Origin of the sequence: Streptomyces sp. NBC_01241, from assembly GCF_041435435.1 — a bacterium.
GTDB lineage: Bacteria > Actinomycetota > Actinomycetes > Streptomycetales > Streptomycetaceae > Streptomyces.
On sequence record NZ_CP108494.1, the window covers coordinates 8,007,259 to 8,028,564 of the forward strand.

At 69.5% G+C, this 21,306-nt stretch carries 20 protein-coding genes, 1 tRNA gene and 1 pseudogene; 10 read left to right on the top strand and 12 right to left on the bottom strand.

The window, feature by feature from the left end:
* Window position 1 precedes the first annotated feature (1 nt).
* Window positions 2-3,316, bottom strand: coding sequence for an FtsX-like permease family protein (locus OG306_RS36325; protein WP_266750678.1), 3,315 nt, complete (start codon window positions 3,314-3,316; stop codon window positions 2-4).
* Window positions 3,317-3,442: 126 nt separating this feature from the next.
* Here OG306_RS36325 and OG306_RS36330 point away from each other — a divergent pair, with 126 nt between their 5' ends.
* The 4 genes from OG306_RS36330 (at window position 3,443) to OG306_RS36345 (ending at window position 4,861) form a co-directional block, all read left to right on the top strand.
* Entirely contained in the window at window positions 3,443-3,958 is a 516-nt protein-coding gene (locus OG306_RS36330) for a hypothetical protein (RefSeq protein ID WP_266750679.1), read from the top strand.
* Window positions 3,955-4,110: a hypothetical protein gene (locus OG306_RS36335; protein WP_266750680.1), complete on the top strand. Its 156-nt coding sequence runs from the start codon at window positions 3,955-3,957 to the stop codon at window positions 4,108-4,110. Before OG306_RS36330 ends, OG306_RS36335 begins: the two co-directional genes overlap by 4 nt.
* A 112-nt stretch (window positions 4,111-4,222) precedes the next feature.
* The gene (locus OG306_RS36340) at window positions 4,223-4,603 is read left to right on the top strand and encodes a protease inhibitor I42 family protein (protein WP_266750682.1); all 381 of its coding nucleotides are present in this window, start codon (window positions 4,223-4,225) and stop codon (window positions 4,601-4,603) included.
* Between the two features lie 81 nt (window positions 4,604-4,684).
* Window positions 4,685-4,861: a hypothetical protein gene (locus OG306_RS36345; RefSeq protein WP_266750684.1), complete on the top strand. Its 177-nt coding sequence runs from the start codon at window positions 4,685-4,687 to the stop codon at window positions 4,859-4,861.
* 362 nt (window positions 4,862-5,223) lie between these two features.
* Here OG306_RS36345 and OG306_RS36350 read toward each other — a convergent pair whose 3' ends face one another.
* A complete protein-coding gene (locus OG306_RS36350) occupies window positions 5,224-5,418 on the bottom strand; it encodes a WD40 repeat domain-containing protein (protein WP_266904615.1) in 195 nt (64 codons plus the stop codon).
* 558 nt (window positions 5,419-5,976) lie between these two features.
* On the opposite strand from OG306_RS36350, the gene OG306_RS36355 reads away from it, so the two are divergent.
* Together OG306_RS36355 and OG306_RS36360 are read left to right on the top strand one after the other, a co-directional pair.
* Entirely contained in the window at window positions 5,977-6,390 is a 414-nt protein-coding gene (locus OG306_RS36355; protein ID WP_266750687.1) for a hypothetical protein, read from the top strand.
* A gap of 11 nt (window positions 6,391-6,401) precedes the next feature.
* Window positions 6,402-7,028 carry a hypothetical protein gene (locus tag OG306_RS36360; protein ID WP_266750689.1) on the top strand — a complete coding sequence of 209 codons (627 nt, stop codon included), beginning with the start codon at window positions 6,402-6,404 and terminating at the stop codon, window positions 7,026-7,028.
* 192 nt (window positions 7,029-7,220) lie between these two features.
* Here the strand turns inward: OG306_RS36360 and OG306_RS36365 are convergent.
* The 3 genes and pseudogenes from OG306_RS36365 to OG306_RS36375 form a co-directional block, all read right to left on the bottom strand.
* A pseudogene (locus OG306_RS36365) lies at window positions 7,221-8,221 on the bottom strand (IS5 family transposase).
* 117 nt (window positions 8,222-8,338) lie between these two features.
* Window positions 8,339-9,370: a hypothetical protein gene (locus OG306_RS36370; protein WP_266750691.1), complete on the bottom strand. Its 1,032-nt coding sequence runs from the start codon at window positions 9,368-9,370 to the stop codon at window positions 8,339-8,341.
* Between the two features lie 299 nt (window positions 9,371-9,669).
* Window positions 9,670-9,743 (bottom strand) — tRNA-Met (locus tag OG306_RS36375).
* Between the two features lie 128 nt (window positions 9,744-9,871).
* Here OG306_RS36375 and OG306_RS36380 point away from each other — a divergent pair.
* Window positions 9,872-11,617: an amidohydrolase gene (locus tag OG306_RS36380; protein ID WP_266904613.1), complete on the top strand. Its 1,746-nt coding sequence runs from the start codon at window positions 9,872-9,874 to the stop codon at window positions 11,615-11,617.
* Window positions 11,618-11,919: 302 nt separating this feature from the next.
* The gene (locus tag OG306_RS36385; protein ID WP_327349157.1) at window positions 11,920-12,597 is read left to right on the top strand and encodes a class I SAM-dependent methyltransferase; all 678 of its coding nucleotides are present in this window, start codon (window positions 11,920-11,922) and stop codon (window positions 12,595-12,597) included.
* Here OG306_RS36385 and OG306_RS36390 read toward each other — a convergent pair.
* The 7 genes from OG306_RS36390 to OG306_RS36420 form a co-directional block, all read right to left on the bottom strand.
* A complete protein-coding gene (locus OG306_RS36390; protein WP_266750696.1) occupies window positions 12,524-13,762 on the bottom strand; it encodes an MFS transporter in 1,239 nt (412 codons plus the stop codon). The two genes, OG306_RS36385 and OG306_RS36390, sit on opposite strands and share 74 nt — an antisense overlap.
* A gap of 185 nt (window positions 13,763-13,947) precedes the next feature.
* Window positions 13,948-14,448 carry a family 20 glycosylhydrolase gene (locus OG306_RS36395; RefSeq protein WP_323184001.1) on the bottom strand — a complete coding sequence of 167 codons (501 nt, stop codon included), beginning with the start codon at window positions 14,446-14,448 and terminating at the stop codon, window positions 13,948-13,950.
* A gap of 2 nt (window positions 14,449-14,450) precedes the next feature.
* Window positions 14,451-15,077: a family 20 glycosylhydrolase gene (locus OG306_RS36400; protein WP_266750699.1), complete on the bottom strand. Its 627-nt coding sequence runs from the start codon at window positions 15,075-15,077 to the stop codon at window positions 14,451-14,453.
* Entirely contained in the window at window positions 15,023-15,400 is a 378-nt protein-coding gene (locus tag OG306_RS36405; RefSeq protein ID WP_266750700.1) for a VOC family protein, read from the bottom strand. Before OG306_RS36405 ends, OG306_RS36400 begins: the two co-directional genes overlap by 55 nt.
* 184 nt (window positions 15,401-15,584) lie before the next feature.
* The gene (locus OG306_RS36410; RefSeq protein ID WP_266750701.1) at window positions 15,585-15,941 is read right to left on the bottom strand and encodes a DUF4333 domain-containing protein; all 357 of its coding nucleotides are present in this window, start codon (window positions 15,939-15,941) and stop codon (window positions 15,585-15,587) included.
* Window positions 15,942-15,983: 42 nt separating this feature from the next.
* The gene (locus OG306_RS36415; protein WP_266750702.1) at window positions 15,984-17,624 is read right to left on the bottom strand and encodes an IS200/IS605 family accessory protein TnpB-related protein; all 1,641 of its coding nucleotides are present in this window, start codon (window positions 17,622-17,624) and stop codon (window positions 15,984-15,986) included.
* Complete coding sequence (locus OG306_RS36420; protein WP_266750704.1) at window positions 17,617-18,195, bottom strand: IS607 family transposase; 579 nt, start codon at window positions 18,193-18,195, stop codon at window positions 17,617-17,619. Before OG306_RS36420 ends, OG306_RS36415 begins: the two co-directional genes overlap by 8 nt.
* 234 nt (window positions 18,196-18,429) lie before the next feature.
* Here OG306_RS36420 and OG306_RS36425 point away from each other — a divergent pair, with 234 nt between their 5' ends.
* Window positions 18,430-19,101, top strand: a complete 672-nt coding sequence (locus tag OG306_RS36425; protein ID WP_266750705.1) for a hypothetical protein — start codon at window positions 18,430-18,432, stop codon at window positions 19,099-19,101.
* 453 nt (window positions 19,102-19,554) lie between these two features.
* Window positions 19,555-21,267, top strand: coding sequence for an IS1182 family transposase (locus OG306_RS36430; RefSeq protein ID WP_371666106.1), 1,713 nt, complete (start codon window positions 19,555-19,557; stop codon window positions 21,265-21,267).
* Window positions 21,268-21,306 lie beyond the last annotated feature (39 nt).

Genomic DNA, 21,306 nt, shown 5'->3' on the forward strand with positions numbered 1-21,306 from the left:
GTCACTCCCCCTCCCGCAGTACCTGCACCGGATCGGCCTGTCGCACCGCCAGCAGCGCCACGACGACGACCGGGACGGCGGCCACGGCCGCCAGCAGGGCGGCCACCCGCAGCGGTGGCAGTTCCACCAGCAGATCCGGCACCGGGCGGGTGGCCTCGCCGGTCAGGACGATGAGCGGCAGCACCGCGCGGGTCAGGGCGATGCCCAGGCCCGTGCCCACGGCCAGCGCCAGCGCGATCAGGACGCCGTGCTCGGCGGCGACGGCACGGGCCAGCCGGCGGCGTGGGGCGCCCAGGGCACGCAGGATCGCGAACTCGGCGTTCCGCTCCCGCAGCGCCCCGGTCGCGCTCACCGCGAACCCGAGCGCGGCCAGCACCGCCGCCGCCCCGGCCGCCGCGGTGAACGCGGCCTCCGGGCCCGCCCCGAACGGGTCGTCGCGCAGCTCGGCGGCGATCTCGTCACGCACGACGATCTGCCAGGGATCGAGGTCGGGCCGGGCGCGCAGAGCGGTGGCGACAGCCGCGCTGTTCGACGGCGAGTCCGGCCGCAGCCACCACTCGGTAGGCGCGAGGGCGGCCCCGTAGCGCGCCTGGAGGACCCGGTTCACGGCGTGCAGATCGAGGAGCACGCCGCCGCCGTCGCCGTCGCCGTCTCCCTCCCCGCCCTGGGCCGTCGGTAGCTGCCGTACGGCGCGCACGATCCGCACAGGCACGTTCTGCCCCTGGAAGGCTATGTCCATCGTCTGACCGGGGCGGGCACCGGCGGAGGCGAGGAAGCGGTCGGTGGCGAGGGCGGCCACCGCGGTGGTCTTGGGCTGTGTCACCTGCATGCGCAGCGTCAGTGACGGGCCGAGCCAGGGCTGGTAGGACGGGACGTAGCCCGTGCCGTACACCACGGTCGGGTGCGCGGCGGGGCGGACGCGCGCGCGGGTCGGCGAGGTTCTGTGGTTGCCCGAGTCCTGTCCGTCGGTGCCGGAGACCGCCGTCCAGGACGCCGGCAGGGGCACTCGCTGTGCCGTGCCGGCGGCGGTTGTCGCGGTCAGGGCGTCGAGGGTCAGGGTGTGCTGTTCGGCGTGGTGGGACGGCATGGGCAGCACGAGCTGTACCCCGGTGAGCTTCAACGGTCCGTGGATGCTCGGCAGTTCGACAGACAGCGTGTGCGGGCGCCCGTCGGCGGGGAGGTCGCCGGACGGCAACGTGTAGGGGACGCCGTGGTCGTCCTCCAGCGTCTGGGTCACGGTCGCCGCGCTCTTTGTGTCCCGCACCGAACTGAGCAGGGTCGCAGTCAGCGTCAGCCGGGTCGCCCCGGCGGGCACGCGCGCGCCCGCCGACTCACCCGACGGGCCCAGCCCCGCCAGCAGCTTCTTCATCGGGGCGGGCGCCAGGTCGGGGCGCAGCAGGACGGTATCTGCCGCGTGCGCGGTGTCCAGCGCCAGCACCGTCGCCGTGCGTCCGGCGGGCAGCGTCAGGGTCGTCCGCATGGCGGGGACGGCCTCGCGCACGTGGGGCACGGCCGCGTAATCCTGCGTGCGGCCGAGCTCGCCGTCGCCGGCGCCCAGGACCCGCACCGGCGCGCCCGCCGCGAAGTCGGCCTGGTCGTCCTGCGAGCGCCCCCAGGAGGAACCCTGGCCGATCGCCAGTACGCCGAGTGCGACGGCCAGGACGAGCAGCAGTACGGGTCCGGCGCCGCCCCCCGGGCGGCGGCTGAGCTGCCAGCCGGCCAGCGCCCCGGCCAGCCCCCGCCCGCCCGTCGCCCGGCGCTCGGCGAGCCGGGCGGCCAACGGCAGCAGACGCAGCGTCAGGACCGCGCCGGCCAGCAGCGCGAGGGCGGGCGCGGCGACCAGCAGCGGGTCGATGCCCAGCGCGCCGGTCGTGTCCGCGCTCACCCCGCCCGACGTGCGGCGGTGCAGCTGCCAGTAGGCGACCCCGGCCACCGCCACCAGCCCCAGGTCCGCCCCGGCCCGCAGCGGAGCGGGCAGGGCGCGGGCGCGGGACGTGCGGAACCCGGCCGACGCGACCGCCGGCAGGGTCACCGCCAGCGCGCACCCCAGTGCCACGCCGGCCGCCGTCAGCCACACCCCGAGCCGTCCGCCGGCCGGCACCTCCAGCTCCAGTCCGAGCCGGGCCAGCGCCCCCTGCCCGGCCAGCAGCCGGACCAGCGGGCCTGCCAGCAGCGGGGCGATCAGCAGCGCGGGCCCGGCCAGCAGCAGCGCCTCCCGGGCGGCAAGGCCGGCGAGGGTGGCGCGGGAGGCGCCGCGGGCGCGCAGCAGCTGGGTCTCGCCGGTGCGTTCGGCGGCGAGCAGCCGGGCCACGAGCAGCAGCGCGCAGGTCGCGAGCAGGGCGAGCTGGAGGGCGACGATCAGGAGGGTGGAGCGGGAGACGAGCAGGGAGCGCTCGACCCGGTCGAGGACCTCGGGGAGGGCGGTGCTCGCGGTCGTTTTGCCGGCCGTACCGCCCTTGCTGTCGTCCCCGGTGGACAGTTTGAGCAGGGTGGCAGGCCCGGTGCGCGCGGAGGTGCGCAGGGCGCCGATGCGGTCGGCGGTGAGGCGGGCGAAGTCGGCGGAGGCGAGCCACGCCGACCCTCCGCCGCTCACCCGGCCGCCGGTGACGACGGAGGGCGCCGTCAGCAGGGGGCCGTAGGTGGTGAAGGTGGACGTCCGTACGCCCCGACCGCCCAGTTCGTCCAGCAGCCAGTAGGGGGAGGCCGGCTCGGCGGCCCGGTACACGCCCGTGACGAGGATCCGCACGGGCGGCCCGTCGAGCCGGTCGGTGACGGTGAGGCGGGCGCCCGGCGCCAGCCGCAGCCGCCGCGCGGCGGTCTCGGGCATCGCCACCTCGACGTCCGGCGTGCCCGCGCGTGGCAGGCGCCCCTTGCTGAGCCGCACCTGCGTGGAGTCGAGCGCCGCGAAGTGTGTGAGGTCGGGCTTGTCGCCGGGCCGGGTGGCTGCGGCCCGGGTGGTTGCGGGCAGGGCGTACGGGCCGGAGCGCACCAGCGTCCGCACGGTCACCGGCAGCCCGTCGAAAGTGCGGCGCGCTGCGTCGCGTACGGCGGTGTCGGTGGCCCGGCGACGATCGGGCGCCACCTCGGCCCTGACGACCAGCGCGGCATCGGCAGCATTGCGCGGCTCGGCCAGCGAGTGGCGCAGGGCCGCGTCGCCGATCGCGGTCGAGTAGGCGGCCAGGGCCGCCAGCACGGACGTGGTCAGCAGGACGGCGACGAGCGCAGCGGCGATCAGTGGGCGATGCGCCTGCGCCCTCGCCAGGACGAGCGTGGCACGCCCCGAACGCCCCCCGAAACGCCCCCCGTGCGTCGTCACTCGGCTTCCCCCAAGCCTCAGTTGTCACCGTTGCCAGATCTCCCGGTGATGTTGTCAGACCGGATGCGGTGGCGTAAGTGATGATGAAGCGGGCTTGATCGGATCGTGACCGGAATTCGGCGTTCTATGAAGAGTCTTCAATATCTGACCGGTGACTTGTCAGACCTGATGCACGACGCCGTCTCCGACGCGCAGGAGGCCACCCGCGTCGCGGCCCGGGACCTGAACAAGTGGGCCGCCGAGGCACGGCCAGGGAAGATGGAGACCAGCGAACTCACCGCCGTCGACAAGCTGATGCTCGCTGACACCGGCGTCGCGGGCGCCGGTACCGAGCTGAACGAGATCCTCACCGCCGGCGACCTGGCGTGCGCGTCGATGCGTATGGACCCGCTGAGCCTCGACGACGAAACGGCCATGGAGCGGATGTTGGCGAAGTCGGACACCCCACAGGGGCGGGCCTACCTGATGAAGGCCCTGGTCGCCGGCCACAGCGTCGCCGAGATCGGTACATTCCAGGACAAGATCCACGGCAAGGGCCCCGACTGGCTGCGCCGACGGTCCTCACCGAAGTCGAGAAGTCGGTGGCGCAGGGGCGGCCGGTGCCGGTCGGTGTTTCGGGCAAGGAGGGCGCGCATGCGATGACCATCATCGCCCAGGAGGGTGACATGCTTCAGGTGTACAACCCTTGGGGCTCGACCACCTGGGTCAGCGAGGACGACTTCATCAACGGCCGCATGGGCAAGGCTTCCAACAGTGATCTCCCCAACGCGTACAGCGTCTGTCTTCCGCAGTAGCAGGGGCGGTGCCGCGATCTCGGCGGCCGCGCTCCTCGCTCTCGCCACGGGCTGCGGCTCGGGCACCGACGAACCGGCCGGCGGCTCCACGAGCCGCCCGACGAGCCACTCGGTGAAGGACACCAGCGTCACCGCCGAGCCGGGCGAGCGCTTCACGCTCACCGTCGACCAGAACGCCTCCACCCGCGAGTACTGGTACCTGGTCGACACCGAGCCCGACAGCTCGGTGCTCGTCAGCCGCGGCCAGGACTACGCGTCGGACTCCGGCGACGAGCCGGTGGCCGGTGCCGGCGGCAGGCTCACCTTCACCTTCGAGGCCAAGGGCAAGGGGACCACCCGGTTCACGCTGCTGCACTGCACCTTCACCACGTGCCAGGGCAACAACTCCACGCTGCCCCCCGAGACGACCGGACTCTCCGCCACCCCGACCACGGGGGCGGGGTCCCCCTCCCAGGCTCCCGAGCGCATCACCTACACCGTCACCGTCAACTGAGCTCCAGCGGACCAGTCGGACGAGACACCAGAGGTCCCGCCATGAACGACGACGCCCCGTACCCGCCGAGAGGCGGCCGTCGTGGTACGGGAGTGGCTGCGAGCCGGCACCGAACTCATGGGCGGGATCGCCGCCGACGACACCGCGGCCACCTGGCTGCGCGCCGTCGTGACCATTGTCGAACTGAAGCAGCTGACCCGGGCGCGGAGCCAAAGTACGCGATCCGAGCTGCGTCATGAGCCGTCGGGTGGGTGCTGATCAAGGACCATGTCATCGGGGCCCAGGCGGCGATGGCGTTGTCGCTGCCACCGGCGAGGAACACCAGCCGACCGTGCAGGCGGGCGACGGCGAGGGCCTCGATGCTTCCTGTGTGTCCGGCGAACGCCTGCCCATGGCCTGCCCCCGGGCCACGGCCCACACTGGGACCGTCCAGTCGGCACCGGCCGTGACCGCCACGGGACGCCGGCCGAGGCGGTTGAGCAGCAGTGCCGTGATTCCCGGTCGGCCACCGGCGAGGCGGCGAACCACACGGCACGCGGCGACTTCCCTGGCCCACACCTCGTCGCCCGTCGCGCTCACCCACACGCGGCGACCGCCGACGACACCGGCCGCCACGGCCGTCACGGCACCGGAATGCCGTTCGCGGGCGGGCTGAAAACCCGGGGGTCCACGTCCCACACCCGTACGGTGCCGTCGGCGCTGCCACCGACCAACAGGCACTGGTCGCCGACCACGGCCGACCCCAGGGCGGTGAGAGGGCGTGCGGAGCCGCTGAGGATGTGCTCCGAGCCGTCGGCGTCGCTCACTGCGCTCAACCGCACGGTCCCTCCGTCCGTGACGGTGGCCAGGCCGGATTCCCCCGCGGTGCCCGGTACCAACGCCACTACGCCATTGCCGTCGGGCCCGTGCCCATCGCCGTGGGGCAGCCGTGACGTCACGGACGCTGCCGTCGTCGGTATGGCCGTGACTGACGAGGCGGACGACGAGGCTGTGCTCCCGGGAGAGCGCGTTCAGGGACATTGCGTGATTGGGATTGGTCCCGTTCATCGGTCTCGTGAGTGACGTGGCGTCATGTCCGTTGTGCGGCAAGGGACCCGGGAGAGCGGAGCAGGTGCGGTGCTGGTGATCACGTGGTTGTCGAGACCCATGAGAACCGAGCGAGACCGTGCCTGCCCGGAACACGGACGTGCGCAGGTCATTGCGGAGGTGGCCCGTGCCGTGCTCGGCGACGCGTTCCGGGACGCCCTCGCCCTTGGTAACAGCCAGCCACGAGTTCTGGGGCGGACGTACGACGCGGTACCCCAGAATGCTCTCCCGAGTTGAGTAGCAGTACGGATAGCAGGCGATCAGCCGGCAGGAAGACGATCGTGCTCATGACGTATCTGGTGCGGGCTGCGAAAGCAACTTCCGTAGCTGCCGCAGCCACGCTCGCCGCATGGTGGCTGTTCCGCAGCATGTACACACTGATCAACCACGCCACCGAAGCCGACAGCGAACGCAACCCTCTCGCGGGAGTCCCCTATTACCTGGCCGCCAACGCGGCAGGCATCGCCTTCCAACCCTTCGCCCTGTGGGCCGGCCTCAGACTGTCCAGAGTCCACGGCAACCATTTAGCGATCACCATCAGCGCCTACGTGTGGTCCACGATGACCGCAGGACACCTCGTGGACTCCACCCCCGGCCCATGGGAAGCCCTCCTGTGGGTGGCCGTCCAGTCCGCCGTTACGACCGGCTCCTCGCTCCTGCAAGCCAGGCTCATGCCCACCAGCACACAGCGGTCCTCATGACCCGGCGCCCGGTGAAGATACTCGTGCTGCGCGCTATGACGTGGCCGATCCTCGTCACTTTCAATGTCGTGGCCCGTGTATGGACGCTCCTTGGCTCGACCAGCCGCCGCGGAGCCCGCCGACTCGCAGACAGTGGCACCGCCCGGCAGGCTCGGCAGGCTGCCGAGGTCCGGCTGCGTGCCATCGCCCATGCGTACGCGGAGAGCACACCGCTGGTGTTACGTCTCCTGGTCATCGAGGACTACTGCACCCGCGGAATGGTCGGCTGGGATCTGTTCACTCCGGTAAGGCCCGCCCACCGGGTGTCCTGCTGGATGCGTTTGACGGCCTACTACAGTTCCCCGCTGCCGCCGACCGAGACCATCAGCCGGATCCTCGACGCGGGGAAGCAGCCCCTTTCCGGTATCCCCATTACCCACGAAACGGCCCGCGAGGACGGCCGGGGCGAACTTACTCACGCCGGTCACACTTTCACCTGGGGTCAGCCAGGCTCGCCGGTTTCCGAGCCCGAACGACCGGCGAACGCCTACCGGTTCGTGTGCGAGCCCCCGACGGCGAGCGTGGGCAGCATCCGTCGCCGGTACGGCACGGTGTTCGTGCTGACCCTGCCGTCGGACAGCTACTACCGGATCCCATGATGACAGGACCTCGCAGGCCCGTGTGGCTGTCGGCCTCCGCCGGTCATCCAACTGCTTACGCCCCGGATAAGGGGTGCGACGCTCGACCATCAGCAGCAGCGGATGTGGACACAACTCCGGCTGACGGCCTGTCATTCCAAGGAAACAACCGTTCATTTTGCTAGGAGTCCTAGGGTGCGTATGGAGTCGTGATCATGTGGTTCGTGTGAGGTCCTTGATCCAGATCATGGAGGCGCGGAGATGAAGGCCGGCGAGGTAGCTCTCGGGGGGCTTGTCGTAACGGGTAGCGATGCCTCGCCAGGCTTTCAACTTGTTGATCAGGCGCTCGACGGTGTTCCTCTCCTTGTAGAGGTCGGTGTCATGGCCGACGGGCCGGCCGCCCCTGCTGCCCTTCTTCTTCCGGTTGGCGGCCTGGTCCTTCTTCTCCGGGATGACCGCCTTGATCTGACGTTTGCGCAGGTAGGCGCGGTTGTCTCGGGAGGAGTACGTCTTGTCCCCGGCGACCGCGTCGGGCCGGGTGCGGGGGCGGCCGACCGGCCCGCGGACGCGGACCTTGGCCAGCACGGGGAGGAACTGCGGACTGTCAGCGGCCTGCCCGGCGGTCAGCACGAGCGCCAGCGGGCGGCACTTCCGGTCGGCGGCGAGATGGACCTTGCTGGTCTGCCCGCCTCTCGATCGTCCGAGCAGGGCGGCCTTCAGCCGGAGTTTGCGTCGGCGTCGGACGCGGCGCCGCTCTTCGTGGGCGGGATCGCTTTCGGCGGATCGCCCGTCTTGTCCTTCCGCCTCGCCCCCTTTTGCCGGGCCTTCTCCTCCTCCGCGGCGGCCTTCTCCAAGGCGGTGAGGACGCCCTCGGCCAGGTGCATTCCGGCGGCATCGTGGTGGGCGCGAGCGGTGGTGGAGTCCACGCTGACCAGGGACATGTCCACCTCGCCCCGCCTCGCGGCTTCGGCGATCATGCCCTCCAGCAGGGCCTCGAAGACGCCGGCGTCCCGCCACTGCCGGAAGCGGTTGTGGACGGTCGGCCAGGCCCCGAACTCCGCCGGCATCTCCCGCCACTGCCCGCCTGTCTTGAACTTCCAGATTACGCCCTCGAACTGCTGCCGCAGCCGCTCGGGATACGGGCCGTACCTTCCGATCGGCAGGTACGGCTCGATGAACTGCCATTCTTCGTCTACCAGTTGCGCCCGCGTCATGAATGACGATCTACCAGATCGCGTCACTGGAGACGGGCGAGTCCCACAGATTGATCACACCCAGATACGCGCCTAGAACCTACTTCTGCTCCATGAGCGTCCCCTCCGTACTCACCACTATTCCCCGGCCCAGTACGCGGCCCGCACCTCCCCCTCCGCGAAGTCCCGACGCGGCAGCCGCAGGCCGAGGGACTCCTCCAAGGCGTGGAAGTACAGCTCGAACGTGCTGGTCAGTTCGGGGTGGTCCAGCTCGGCACGGCGCACGGCACGGTTGAGGAAGTCCAGCTCGCCGCCCCGCAGATAGGGGGCACGGCCACGCTCGTACCAGATCAGCTCCAGGACGCCCCAGTCGTCGTCGACGCGGCGACCGTTCCTCATGTAGTCGAAGGTGTAGATGGCCTTCGCGGAGGTGGCGGTCAGCCATACGCTCTCCTTGATCCCGAGCGCCGCGTACGCCTCCTTGTCGGCGAAGGACCCCGGCGGCGTGTCGTGGTACAGCAGGAACGTCCACCCGCCTGCCTGCCCGAAACAGCAGCTCTCCCACTGGCGGTCCCAGTGGGCCCGGCCGCTGTCCACGGCCTGCAGGTCCTTCAGGCGCGTACCGGCCGCGACCTGCGCGGGATCGGCCCCGTACAGCAGGGCCAGCCGCTCGGCGTCGATGGTTCGCCCGGGCGCCGAGCGGAAGAAGGCAAGGGTCGTATAGGGGTCCTGCTCACGCCAGGGGCCAGCTATCCAGGCGAGCCCCTCCAGCGGGTCGCGCCCGCACGCCTCAACCGTCCCCGTGTCGTCCAGGCCTCCACTGCGGAACCGTCTGCCCCACACCGGATCGATCCGGTCCAGCGCGTCGGCCACCTCCTCGAGGCTGCTGCCGCGCCGACGCATCGCGGCCTCGGCGATCAGGTAAAGCGCCTGTTCGAGGTCGCGGGTGGCAAAGACCTCCCGGTAGGGACCGTGATGGCCGCGCACCGTGCCGTCCTCGTCCAGCAGCAGGCACAGGCCGCCGTCCTCCGCCTCCTCAGCGCGCCCGGCCCACTCCTCCAGCTCGTCCTCCGACAGCGCCACGGGCGGCAGCCCGACCTCGTCGAGCAGGGCGTGTCCGGCGGCCGTCCGCTGCCAGGCCTCCGCAAGTGTCCGCTTGGTGATCTCCATGGCGTCAGCATAAGAAGAGTCACTGACAACCGGCCGACCCCCGCGTCGTATGCCTGCCCCGTCGTCCGCGCCCGGTCTCACGCGTGCACCGTCAGATCGACCAGCGCCATGGAGCCGACCAGCCGCGCCTGCATGTTCATCCCCTCGCTCGGCCCCGTCCTCGGCACCGGGCCTCGGTGATCTGGATTGAGGCCTCACCCGTCCCTCGTGATCACGACTCGATACGCGCCCTAAGGGCCAGGTTCGAGCGGGGCCAGACGCAGTGAAGGCCCGGTATCCACCGGGCCTTCACGTTTGAGTAGCGGGGACAGGATTTGAACCTGCGACCTCTGGGTTATGAGCCCAGCGAGCTACCGAGCTGCTCCACCCCGCGTCGGTACGGTGAACTGTACGGCATCGACCCGGCTCGGCCGAATCGGCTTTCGCTTGGAGGTGGTGCCAGCGCATCTGTGGTCGCTGTCGGCGCCGGATTCACCGAGTTGATCCGGCGCCTTGCCGGGAATGCGGTCTGGAGATGCCGACATCATCTTCTCCGGCGGTTCCATCGTGACGGTTACCGACGAGAGGTCGGCGGCGCCCGAGGCGGTGGCAGTCAAGGACGGCCGGGTCGTCTTCGTCGGCAACCTGTCCCAGGCGCAGGCCGAGTGGCGGGGGCCGGACACGCGGCTGTACGACCTGCTGCCGGACCAGGCCCTGCTGCCGGGGTTCATCGATGCGCACGGCCACGTGGTCGGCACCGGCCTGCAGGCCACGATCGCCAACCTGCTGGCCGCTCCCGACGGCAACGTCACCAACATCGCGTCCCTCCAGGGCAAGCTGTGCGAGTTCGCCGAAAGTGCGGTGGGGAAACGCTCGGATTGGATCGTCGGTTTCGGTTATGACGACTCCATGCTCACCGAGGGCAAGCACCCCACCCGCCAGGACCTGGACGTGGTATCCACCGAGAAGCCTGTCCTGGCGATCCACCAGTCCTTCCATCTGGGAGCGGTCAACAGCCTGGGACTCGAACGGCTCCAGTACACCGCCATGACACCGGACCCGGAGGGCGGGGTGATCCGGCGGAGGCTGGAGCGTGGGACCGAATCCGGGCCCGTGTACGGGGAGCCGAACGGGGTGCTGGAGGAGACTGCGTTCAACCCCGCCGCCGACCTGGCCGTCGCCGGAATGGACCCCGTCGACAGCGGGCAGTTCCTGCCCGTGGGCCTCCTGTCGGCGGCGAGTTTCGGCTTCACGACCGTACAGGAGGGGGCAGCGAGCTTGGAGGTCCTGGGCCTCCTGCGGCAGGTCGCGGACGCCCACCCCGCCGGCCTGCCCACCGATGTGGCCGTCTACGTAAAGGCTGACCAGGCCATGAAATCCCCTGACAAGGTCCGGGCGAGCCGGGAGTACACCAAGGGCCTGCGCGCGGCCGGGGTGAAGTTGGTCCTGGATGGCTCGCCGCAGGGGCGCACCGCCTGGCTCACCGAGCCCTACCTCACGCCGCCCAACGGTCAGGACGAGGACTACCGCGGCTATGCGACCCTGCCGGACAAGGACGTCCTGGCCCAGGTCCGGGCGGGTTTCGCCAACAACTGGCACATCATCGCGCACGTGAACGGCGACGCCGCCATCGACCAACTCCTCCAGTGCGTGCGCGCGGCCACCAAGGAAGCTGGGCAGGACCGGCGTACGACGGCCATCCACTGCCAGACCGCCCGCGAGGACCAGATCGAGGCGTTTCGGGAACTCGGCATCATCCCGTCGTTCTTCTCCATGCACACCTACTACTGGGGCGACTGGTACCGCAAGACCGTGCTCGGCCCCGAACGGGCTGTCAACATCTCGCCGGCCCGGTGGGCGGTGGACCGCGGGATGGCGTACACCTCACACCACGACGCCCCCGTCGCCCTGCCCAACTCGATCGCCATCCTGTCCAGCCAGGTCACCCGTGTCACCCGGACATCAGGAAGCGTCCTGGGCCCGGACCAGTGCGTGTCGGTCCTGGATGCGGTGAAGTCCATCACCATCAACGCCGCCCGCCAGTACTTCGAAGAGGACACCAAGGGCAGCATCGAGGTTGGCAAGCTCGCCGACTTTGTGATCCTCAGCCACAACCCGCTGACGATTCCCGAGCGAAAGATCAAGGACATCACCGTCGTGGAGACCATCAAGGAGGGCAGGACCGTCTACCCGCCCTCTCCCGCACGCCCGGAGCCCGCCCCCGTCCTGCACAAGGCAATGTCCGCAGCCTTTGCCAACCACTGCTGACGCCCCGGGACGTCACCCCGTTGAGGGGCTGAGCGCCAGCAGACCAGATCGACTGAGCTCGTTCTTCAACCTCGCCTGCGTTCCTGCTGGTTGAGGGCGTGCTCTTGATCGGGCAGCAAGAACGACTGACCTCTGACACAAGATCTTGACCCTTTGCCAAGCGATCTTGACGGTCAACCGAGCAGGTCTGGCCCATGTGGGCGATTCAGTGCATGGATCCATTCGTGCTTCCGTGCGCCCCGTCGTACGGCCTCACTGCGCGGCCGTTCCGGGGAAGTAGTGGAGGTCTGTATGGCCTGACCATGGGCGACAGCATGCACCTGGGCATGTGGACCGACGGCGTGCGGACGCAGACGGGGGAGCCGACAGCCGACGAGATGTGGGAGGAACTGACCCGGGCCCAGGACTCCTGGACCGGCAGCCTCATCAACGAGGTCGGGCTGCTGCCGGGACAGCGGATGCTGGACGTCGGCTGCGGCACCGGCCGGCCCACCGTGCGAATCGGTGCCGAGTCGGGCGCGAGCGTGCTCGGCGTGACGGTCAGCGCCGCGCAGGTCCGGGCCGGCCGCGACCGCGCCTCGAAGGCGGGACTGTCCGACCGCGTCGCCTTCGAACAGGCGGACGCCATGGCCCTGCCCCAGGAGTCCGAGATCTTCGACGCCGCGTGGGCCATCGAGTCGTTCGCGCACTTCTCCGACCGCCCCGCCGCGATCCGCGAGGTTCGGCGGGTGCTGCGGCCCGGGGGCCGCTTCGTTCTCGCGGACTGCTACGAAGCCGAACCCTTCACACCTGAGGAAGTCCAGCTCTTCCAGGCCGCGTTCGCCCTCTCCCGACTTCCCGCCGGACCCCGACGTCGCAGGCCCCGGCGATTACCGCCGGGGCCTGAGGGCTGTCCCAGCGGGCGGGTCAGCGCCTCAGGCGACCGGCGGCGACCAGCAGACCGGTCAGGGCGAGGACCATCCAGGCCGCAAGGTAGGTGAAGGCGGCCGTCGGAGAGACGACGGTCCACAAGGCACCGGCGACGGTGGAGGCGGCGAGGTTACCCAGCGACTGGACGGTCGCGAGCATCCCGAAGGCGGAGCCGCGCAGGTCCTTCGGCGCGAGCGTGGCGACCGCGGAGTGCTGGGCGGTCTCCACCGCGCCGATCCCCACGCCGGCCAGCACGAAGGGCACCGCGAGGACGGTGATGACGGCGCCGGTCACCGCGAACATCCCGTACGCCACGGCGAACGCCGCCACGCCTGCGGCCAGCACGAGTACCGGGCGGCGGGCCCCGAGCCGGTCGGACAGCCGCCCGGACGGGACCGAGGCGAGGGTGGCGGCAACGTTGTACGCGGTGTAGAGGCCGAGCGCGATGGTCGTCGCGGTCTTCGTGCCGTGCTCGGGCGCCAGCAGGTCCGAAGCCCGCAGGATCAGCAGGGTCGCGGCGACGTTGCCGACCTCGAACGCGGCGACCGCGCCCAGCAGCCTGCCGAGATCGCCCTTCAGCACCGGCCGGATACGAATCTTCAGCGGCACCTTGTCCCGGCTGGCCGGGCGCGGGGTGTGCCGGATCGCGTAGACGATCGCTGCAGCGGCCAGCAGCCCGGGGATGACAGAAAAGCCGATCGCCCACTGGACGCCCACCCAGGCGACGAGGCCGAGAGCGAGGAGCGGTCCGAAGATCGCGCCGAGGTTGTCCATCATCCGTTCGAACCCGTACGCCCGCCCGTACGCCTTCGCCGGCACGATGTCCGCCAGCAGCGCGTTGCGGGCCGGAACCCGCAGGCCGCGGGCGGTCCAGGCGGCCGCTCGCAGCACGCCGACCTGCCACACCGCGGTGGCTCCGGCGGTCGCGGCACCGAGGACTGCGGTCGTCGCGTAACCGCCGACCGCTACCTTCCGGCGGCGGGCTGGGTCGTCGGCGAGCACGCCGTCGCCGAACCGGGCGGCGCCCGCCAGGGCGTCGGAGATCCCCTCGATCGCTCCTAGAGCAGCGGCGGGAGCACCGAGGGTGGAGGTCAGCAGGGACGGCAGCAGCGCGGTGGGGATCTCATGGCCGACATCGGCGAGGAGACTCGCCGAACCGATCCCGCGCACCCCTGGCGTCAGCCACTGCTTCTGATCGAGAGGGGGCTGGTCTGTGGGCGGCGTGGTCTCAGTCATACCCGGCAGTCTGGCCCAGCGTCCTGGTGGTCCGGCAGTGGCGGATCTGCCGATTCCGCGCCGTTCAGAGCGAGGATTACAACGAGTTGGATCCGCCGGGCGACCATGTAAGAACACTCTCGGTGCCAACACGGTACCAATGTCCCCGAGCGAGCCAAGAAGGCCGGCATCAGTACCAGGGACGGTCACCGGCCGGGCCCCTGCACCCAGTCGATCGACGGCTCGGGGAACCAGGTGTGGCCGTGGCGGCGCCAGGCAGAAGCCCGGGCGGCGAGACGGGCGCGCAGGTCTTCCCAGTTGCGGGCCGGGCCGGCCGTCCAGGCGCGTTCGGCAAGGCCGGGGAGCCGGGGCAGGAGCAGGAACGACAAGTCGTCGGAGTCGTTCACGGTCTCGCACCAGATCGTTGTCTCGAACCCGGCGACATCGAAGCCGGGACCGTCGTCGATGCCCGTGATCGGCGCGGTACAGGACTCGCGGATCGTGAGCGGCGGGTAGCCCGGACGGCCGAGCCGACGGCGGCGTTCCTCGGCCTCGCCGGCGATGGCATCCGCATACGGACGGTCGAGGTAGGCGCGGACGCGTGTGGAGATGACGACGCGCGCGCGTTGCTCGCCCATCCGGTCAGTGTCTTCGACAGCCTCTTGGAACGCCGCGAGGAACATGTCGACCACCTGGGGCGGGAGCATCGCTACGAAGGGATGCTTCGGGTTCGGTGCCAGCTCTTCGTCGATCCACTGCTGGGCGATTTGGCCGGTTCTGCGGGCACCCGAGCCGTCTCCTGCCAGCCCATCGGCTCCTTGCCGTGGGCGCGTACGAGTTCACGTGCGCGCGCCACGAAGTCACCGTGGTCCTTGGCCGGCATCCCGAATGCCCCGTCGCCACCGACGTGGATGAACCGTACGGGAGTGAGTGCCGCGACCTCTGCGATCACGTCGTCGACGAACCGCCACACCTCCGCGCGCCCGGGTTCCAGCCGGAGCGGCCGGATCTCTCCGGCGATGAGCTTCGCAAGCATCTCCTCGCTCGACTGCGCAAGGGCGCTTGTTTCCTGCGAGGTCAGTTCGGGGCAGACGGCGATCGCGGCGGTGCTGTGGCCGGGCATGTCGATCTCCGGCACCACGGTGATGAACCGCGCCGCCGCAGAGTCGACGAGGTTGCGATACCGCGCCTGTGTGAAGAAGGACCCCGGGGGCGCGTCGCGGGTCAGTTCCGGCCGCGACGTGATCCCACAGGGGTGCGGTTGTATCCGGCGCTCTGCCCTCAATGACGAACCAGGCAGAACGGATGCCCTTCCGGATCGGCATAGATACGCCAACTCCGCCCGTCGGAACCGCCATCCAATATCGTCGCTCCCTGGGCCAGCACCTGCTCCTGGGCTCGGTCCAGGTCCGCAACACCGAAATCCAGATGGAACTGCTGGGGCCGGGCCGGGTCGGGCCACAGCGGCGGCCGATACTCTGCTGCCCTCTGGAAGGCGAGGACGAGACCGGACGGTGTGTGCAGTGTCGCCCAGCCATCGCCAAGTGCCCACCGCCTGTCCTGCTGGTTGACGGTCCCACCGAGCAGCGACTGGTAGAACGCGGCGAGTTCCGCCGGATCCGAGCAGTCCAGCACCATGCATTGCAGGTCAGCGATCACGAACAGATCCTAAGCTTGTTCTTTATCTACCAAGATCTTCCGGATTCGCGGATGGCCTTGAGAGTAACGAGGCGTCTGACGGTCTTGCCCCTGGCCTGGGGCTATAGGCGGTTTACTACAGTCGCCAGCAGGGGCCGGGACGGCCCCGATGCCACGGCTGCGGTCCCGCTCGCTCTGTCGTTCCTCAGCCCAGTGACAGGCCGCCCTGATCGTCCTTGATCTTCACCTTGACCCAGGCATGGCCGCTTCTGCTGCCGTCGCCGACGCCGACGCCGTCGACCTTGCACTCGAACTCCCGACCCGCCTCGACGGGGATGGAAGCGGGGCAACTGACATCGTCGATGGTCGGGGGCTTGGCGAAGTCGGCGGAATTGACGTTGTTGAGCACGGCCCGCGCCAGCGCGTCCTGATCCAGGACGCGCTGCGGCTGCACGGCGGGACTCCCGGCCAGCAGCATGATGATGAAAGTGAGCGCACAACAGGCGATCACGGCCAGGGAGAGCGCGATGACGGTACGGGCGAAGCTGCGTTGATCAGTCACGCGGAGAGTCCTATCCGGCTGTCCGTGCTCATACAACCGTTCCTAAACAGTGTCCAGGACTGAGCCTTGTACCCACGTCCCGGAACTGCGCGCATCCCGAACGGTTTTGGATGCGCTGGTCCCCCGCGTTCTCGTTGTCCCTGTCCGGCGACGCGCATCGTGTGCACGCTCCGCGACAGGGCGGCGGGTTTCCTCACGCCCTCGGTCACCATGATCGGCCTGGACGGTCCGATGCCCAGCACCATCACTCTGGTGATGCTGGGGCGGTGCCGTCCGTCGCCGGATCAGGTGCCCGAGGGCGCGTCTGCCAATGGCCACCGAGGCGGCGTCATGGCGAGTCATGCTGCGAGTCTTGCTGATCAGGGGCTTGCGCCAGTGCTGGTCGCCCCACATCGAGGTGTATGCCGGGTCGACGGCGACGATGGCGATGCCGTGTTCGGCGGCCATGGAGACGATGCGGGCCTTGAGCTTGCCGGTAGGCATACCGGAGATGAGTTGCCGGAACCGCTTCTTGCGGCCGTGCTTCTCGCGGGTCTTCTCGGCGGCGAAGTCCAGGTTCTCGATGCCGATCGCCTGCGCGCCGGTCTGCTTGGTCCAGTGCAGGAGGCGGGTGAGGGCGTGCCGGATCTGGGCGTCGCGGTGGTCGGCGGTGCCGGACAGGTCGTAGGGGAAGCGGCGCGGGTCGCCGACCGGGTTGCCGTGCCGGTCGAGCCGGTAGGCGGCGAAGTGGTCGGCGTTCGTGTCGACGCCGACCATGCCCTTGGCGCAGGCGGTGGCTGGCGGCATCGTCTGCACGGCGGGCCTGGTCCACGACGCGGTCAGGTACCAGCGGCCCCGCTCAACGTGGTAGTGGATGCGGTAGGCGACGGCACGGTTGGCCTCGGTGCGGTCGCGCCACTCGTCCCCACGGTGCGCGAACGCGACCTTGGAGGCAAGAACGTACCGGCCATGCTTGCTGTTGGCCAGGTGGGCGAGCGGGGCGGGCATCTTGATCGACACTTCGCCGTCAGGGGTGACGCGGATCGTCTCGTTCCCGAAGCGTTTTCCGGACTCGCCGTCTGCGGCGAGGAACCAGCGCTCAGCCTCCCAACGCTGACGCCATTCGTGCTCGGTGAGCTGCGCGGCCTGAAGGTTGTGCCGGTTCTTGAGCAGCCGCCGGCCGCCGCGAACGACACGGACGTGTCCGGTCTTCCAGTCGTCGCGGGCCACGTCGAGGCGGTGTTCCAGGGTGGCCAGGCGGCGGGACTTGTGGAACCACTCGCCCTTGGACCGGTACCCGCCCGGCACCCGCTTGCTGCCTTTCTCCCCGATCGGGAGGGACAGGCGGTGTCGCAGCGTGCGGATACCGGCCTCAAGGTTCTGGACATGGGCGAGCAGGCAGCGTCGGGCCAGGCCGTACTGGTCGTGCGTGGCCTTCGTGATCGCACCCGCGATGCGCGACGACGACTGCTCGGTCAGGTCACGCTTCCGGGATGCCCACGCGTCGTTGTCGTGCTTGTGCCCGGCTTCGCAACGGGCCTTGAGATCGAGAGAGGCCAGGCGGCCTTGGTGCTCGCCGACCAGACGCAACACCTTCTCGTCCTTGGGCGTGAGGTGCTTGAGGCGGTCGCGTAACGCCACACCGGACGGGCCGACAGCAACGAACGGCGGGTCGATGGTACGGAGCTGCTTCTTGTCAGCCATCGGCAGCCGCCGCTTCCAGTGCCTTCTTGGCACGGTTCTTCGCACTGCGGCGGCCGTACAGGCGAGCACAGAACGAGATCAGAACCTCCACCATGTCGCGCACCAGGTCGTCTTCGACCTCGCCGTCATCCAGCACAACGAGTCGACGGCCGGTTGCAGCCAGAGCGGCCTCAACGAGTTCGACGTTCATACGGCCCAACCGGTCTTTGTGCTCCACCACTACGGTGGTCACCGCCGGGTCGGCCAGCAGGCGACGGGCCTTGGCGCGGGCGCCGTTCATGCCCGAAGCGATCTCGGATTCGACGCGCACGACCTTATGCCCGGCCTTCGCGGCCCAGGCCGACAAGCGTGCGGTCTGCCGCTCCAGGTCGGCCTTCTGGTCGTGGGAGGAGACACGGGCGTACAGGCCCACGCCACCGGTCACGGACGGTGACGTGTTCGCGTCGATGTTCACCAGGATCGTGCGCGGCCCCACTCGTTCCGCAGGGACCGGCAGCGTGCCCTCACGGAACCAGCGGTACGCAGTACGCGGGGCGACCCCCTGCGCACGCGCCCATTCCGTCAGGTTCATACACCAGATCATACGACACTCGCGACACCTGAAGGACACTCATGGACACTTAGGCGAGAGCAGTTCCTGACCCCCTGTGGTGACGTGAAGTCACCTCGGTCCCTGCGGAGTGCTCCCGCACCACTGCCTGCGCGGCCGGAGAGGCGCTTGTGCTTCTCTGCACTTCACCGAAACGAGTGCGATCCGAGGGCGTGATCCGTCGTCGCGGGCTTCGCCGCTGGGTACCGTGTGTACATGTCCACTCGCGCGGAGTTGCGTCGGATGCGCCGTATCGACCGTTGGATGAAAATCATTCTGCCGAGGGTGGTCCGACGCGTGGTCAACGGCGAGGTGTCGCAGCCCAGTTGGTTGCCTCGCCGATGGCTCACCCTGGTGTCGGGTGACGTCGACCTGGACGCGGGTGTCGGCGCAGTCTGGCTCGTCTGGCGTCCCGGGAATGCGAAGGCGGAGACGCACACCGCACTGATTGAGCGCTGCGGCGAGAAATGGCACTACACAGGCGGAGGCAGTAGGTCGGACGCTGACCTGCCTGCCGAGAGACTGGCGGCGGGCCGGCCGGGGCAGGTCGGCGTGATCGAGCTTGGCGGAGGCGCAGGTTGCCTGAGTTATGCCTACCGCCGGCAGCTTCGTCATCCGGACTTCACGGGGACGGGATCGTGGGTCGGGTCCAACGAACTTCAGGTGGCGGCGGAAGTGGATCACCTCCTCGTCGGCGACCGACGGATTGAGGTGCCCGGGTACGGCAGGCTCATCGTGGTCTGGAAGTCCACGTCCACAGGCCACGTGGGGATCCGACCGGTCATTGTGGCGGTGGGAAGCGATGGTTCGGAACTCTCCAGGATCGGCCCTCACGACGGTATGGACAGCTACACCTGGACAGAGCTGAACGGCCAGACGGAGCAATAGCTGCGAACCCTCCGTATTTCCTTGCAGCGGACAGCGCCCCTGGCAAGTGCCATCGCTGCAGCTCAGCAGCACTCTCCGCCTATGTGATCAAGACCCGCACAAGTCCGCTCGTGAAAGCCCGTGGCTAAACCCAATACCGGTAACTTAGGGCGCTTTGGTCCGCTTGACCCGTTTGGGTTTGGTGGCGTTGACGATGGTGAGAGTCGGGATAGCTGGACGGTCCGTAACACGGTGGGCGGCGCGTTTGAGGGGCCAGGCGAGGACTTTGCGTTTGATGACGCGGGGGTTGGATCTGCGGCGTCGCGGTGGCAGGAGACGCTCGATGAGTTCAGCGTGGGTCGCTTTGACCGCGCGGGTGACTCTGGTGCGCAATTCTCTGCGGCTGCTTGACCGGTAGGTGATGATCGTTCCTGCGGTCGTTACGTGTCGTCCGGCCGTGGAGGGTGGGTTGTGATGTCGTTGCGGCCGATGGGGCTGCCGCCGGTGCCGGAGCAGACGGTGCGGGTCGCGCGGGCGGCGTTCCCGCAGGGGAGTTTGGCGATCCGGGTGCGGGACCGGCTCGGGGAGGTCTTCACCGATGAGCCGTTCGCCGAGGCGTTCGGGGTGCGTGGGGCGCCGGGTCTGTCGCCGGGGATGCTGTCGCTGGTCACGGTGTTGCAGTTCGCGGAGAATTTGACTGATCGGCAGGCCGCGGCGATGGCGATACGGGCCATCGACTGGAAGTACGCCCTCGGCCTGGAGCTGACGGACACCGGCTTCGACCACAGTGTGCTGCCCCGGTTCCGGGCCCGCCTGGTCGGCAACGGCATGGAGCGTGTCGTCTTCGACCGGCTCCTTGAGTACTGCGTGGACGCCGGGCTGGTGGCCGCGGGAGGAAAGCAGCGCACCGATTCCACCCATGTGGTCAGCGCGGTACGGGACTTGAACCGGTTGGAGCTGGCCGGGGAGAGCGTGCGGGCTGCGCTGGAGGCGCTGTCGGTCGCGGCACCGGACTGGCTGGCCCGGGCCGTGGACGTGCCGGAGTTCGCCCACCGCTACGGACCTCGGGTCGACAGCTGGAAACTGCCCGGCTCCAAGGTCAAGCGCGACCAGTTGTCCCAGGTCTACGGACAGGACGCGTTGCGGCTGTGCCGGGCCGTCTGGTCGCCCGACGCGCCGGCCTGGCTGCGGGAGATCGGGGCCGTGGACATCATGCGCCAAGTCCTCGTGCAGACCTACACCGTCCGCACCAGCAGCCGGGGCAAGGAGGTGGTCAGCAAGCGGGAAGCCGACGAGGACGGTGTCCCGCCCGGCCATCTCCGCCTCGCCTCGCCCTACGACACCGACGCCCGCTGGTCCGCCAAGGGCGACGACCTGTTCTGGCTCGGCTACAAGGTCCATCTCACCGAGAGCTGCGACAACACTCCCCCCGAAGCCGAAGCCGAAGCCGAAGTCCGGGGACGGCCGAACCTGATCACGGATGTGACCACCACCCTGTCGACGGTGCCGGACGTGAAGGCCACCGCGCCGATCCAGCAACAACTCGCCGACCGCGGCCTGCCGCCCGCCGAGCACTACCTGGACTCCGGTTACCCCTCCGCCGAACTGATCGAGACCGCCCGCAGCCGCGGAACCGTCATGGTCACTCCCGTCCTCCTCGACCGATCCGCCCAGGCCAAGAGCCACGCCGGCTACGACAAGAGCGCCTTCCGGATCGACTGGAAAGCCCGACGGGTCCGCTGCCCCCAGGGCAACACCAGCACCGGATGGCACCCGGTGCGACAACGCGAACGAGACGCCATCGTCGTCGAGTTCGCTAAGACGGACTGCCAAGCATGCCCCGTCCGACCCGAGTGCACCTCGGCCCGGCGCGGCAACCGCATGCTCACCCTCTACCCCGAGCACCTGCACACCGTCCTCGCCGCCGCCCGCGCCGAACAGAAGACCAAGACCTGGAAGGACAAGTACGCCCTGCGGGCCGGAGTGGAAGGAACCATCAACCAGGCACTCGACATCACCGGCATCCGCCGGGCCCGCTACCGCGGGCTGCCGAAAGTCCGCCTCCAGCACGCCTTCTCCGCCACCGCGATCAACGTCGTCCGCCTAGACGCCCACTGGACCGAGCATCCACTGGACCGCAGCCGCACCAGCAACCTCACCCGCCTCAGCTACCGACTCACAGCCTGACCACCCACCCGGAATTGCGCACCAGAGTCGCGGGTGAGT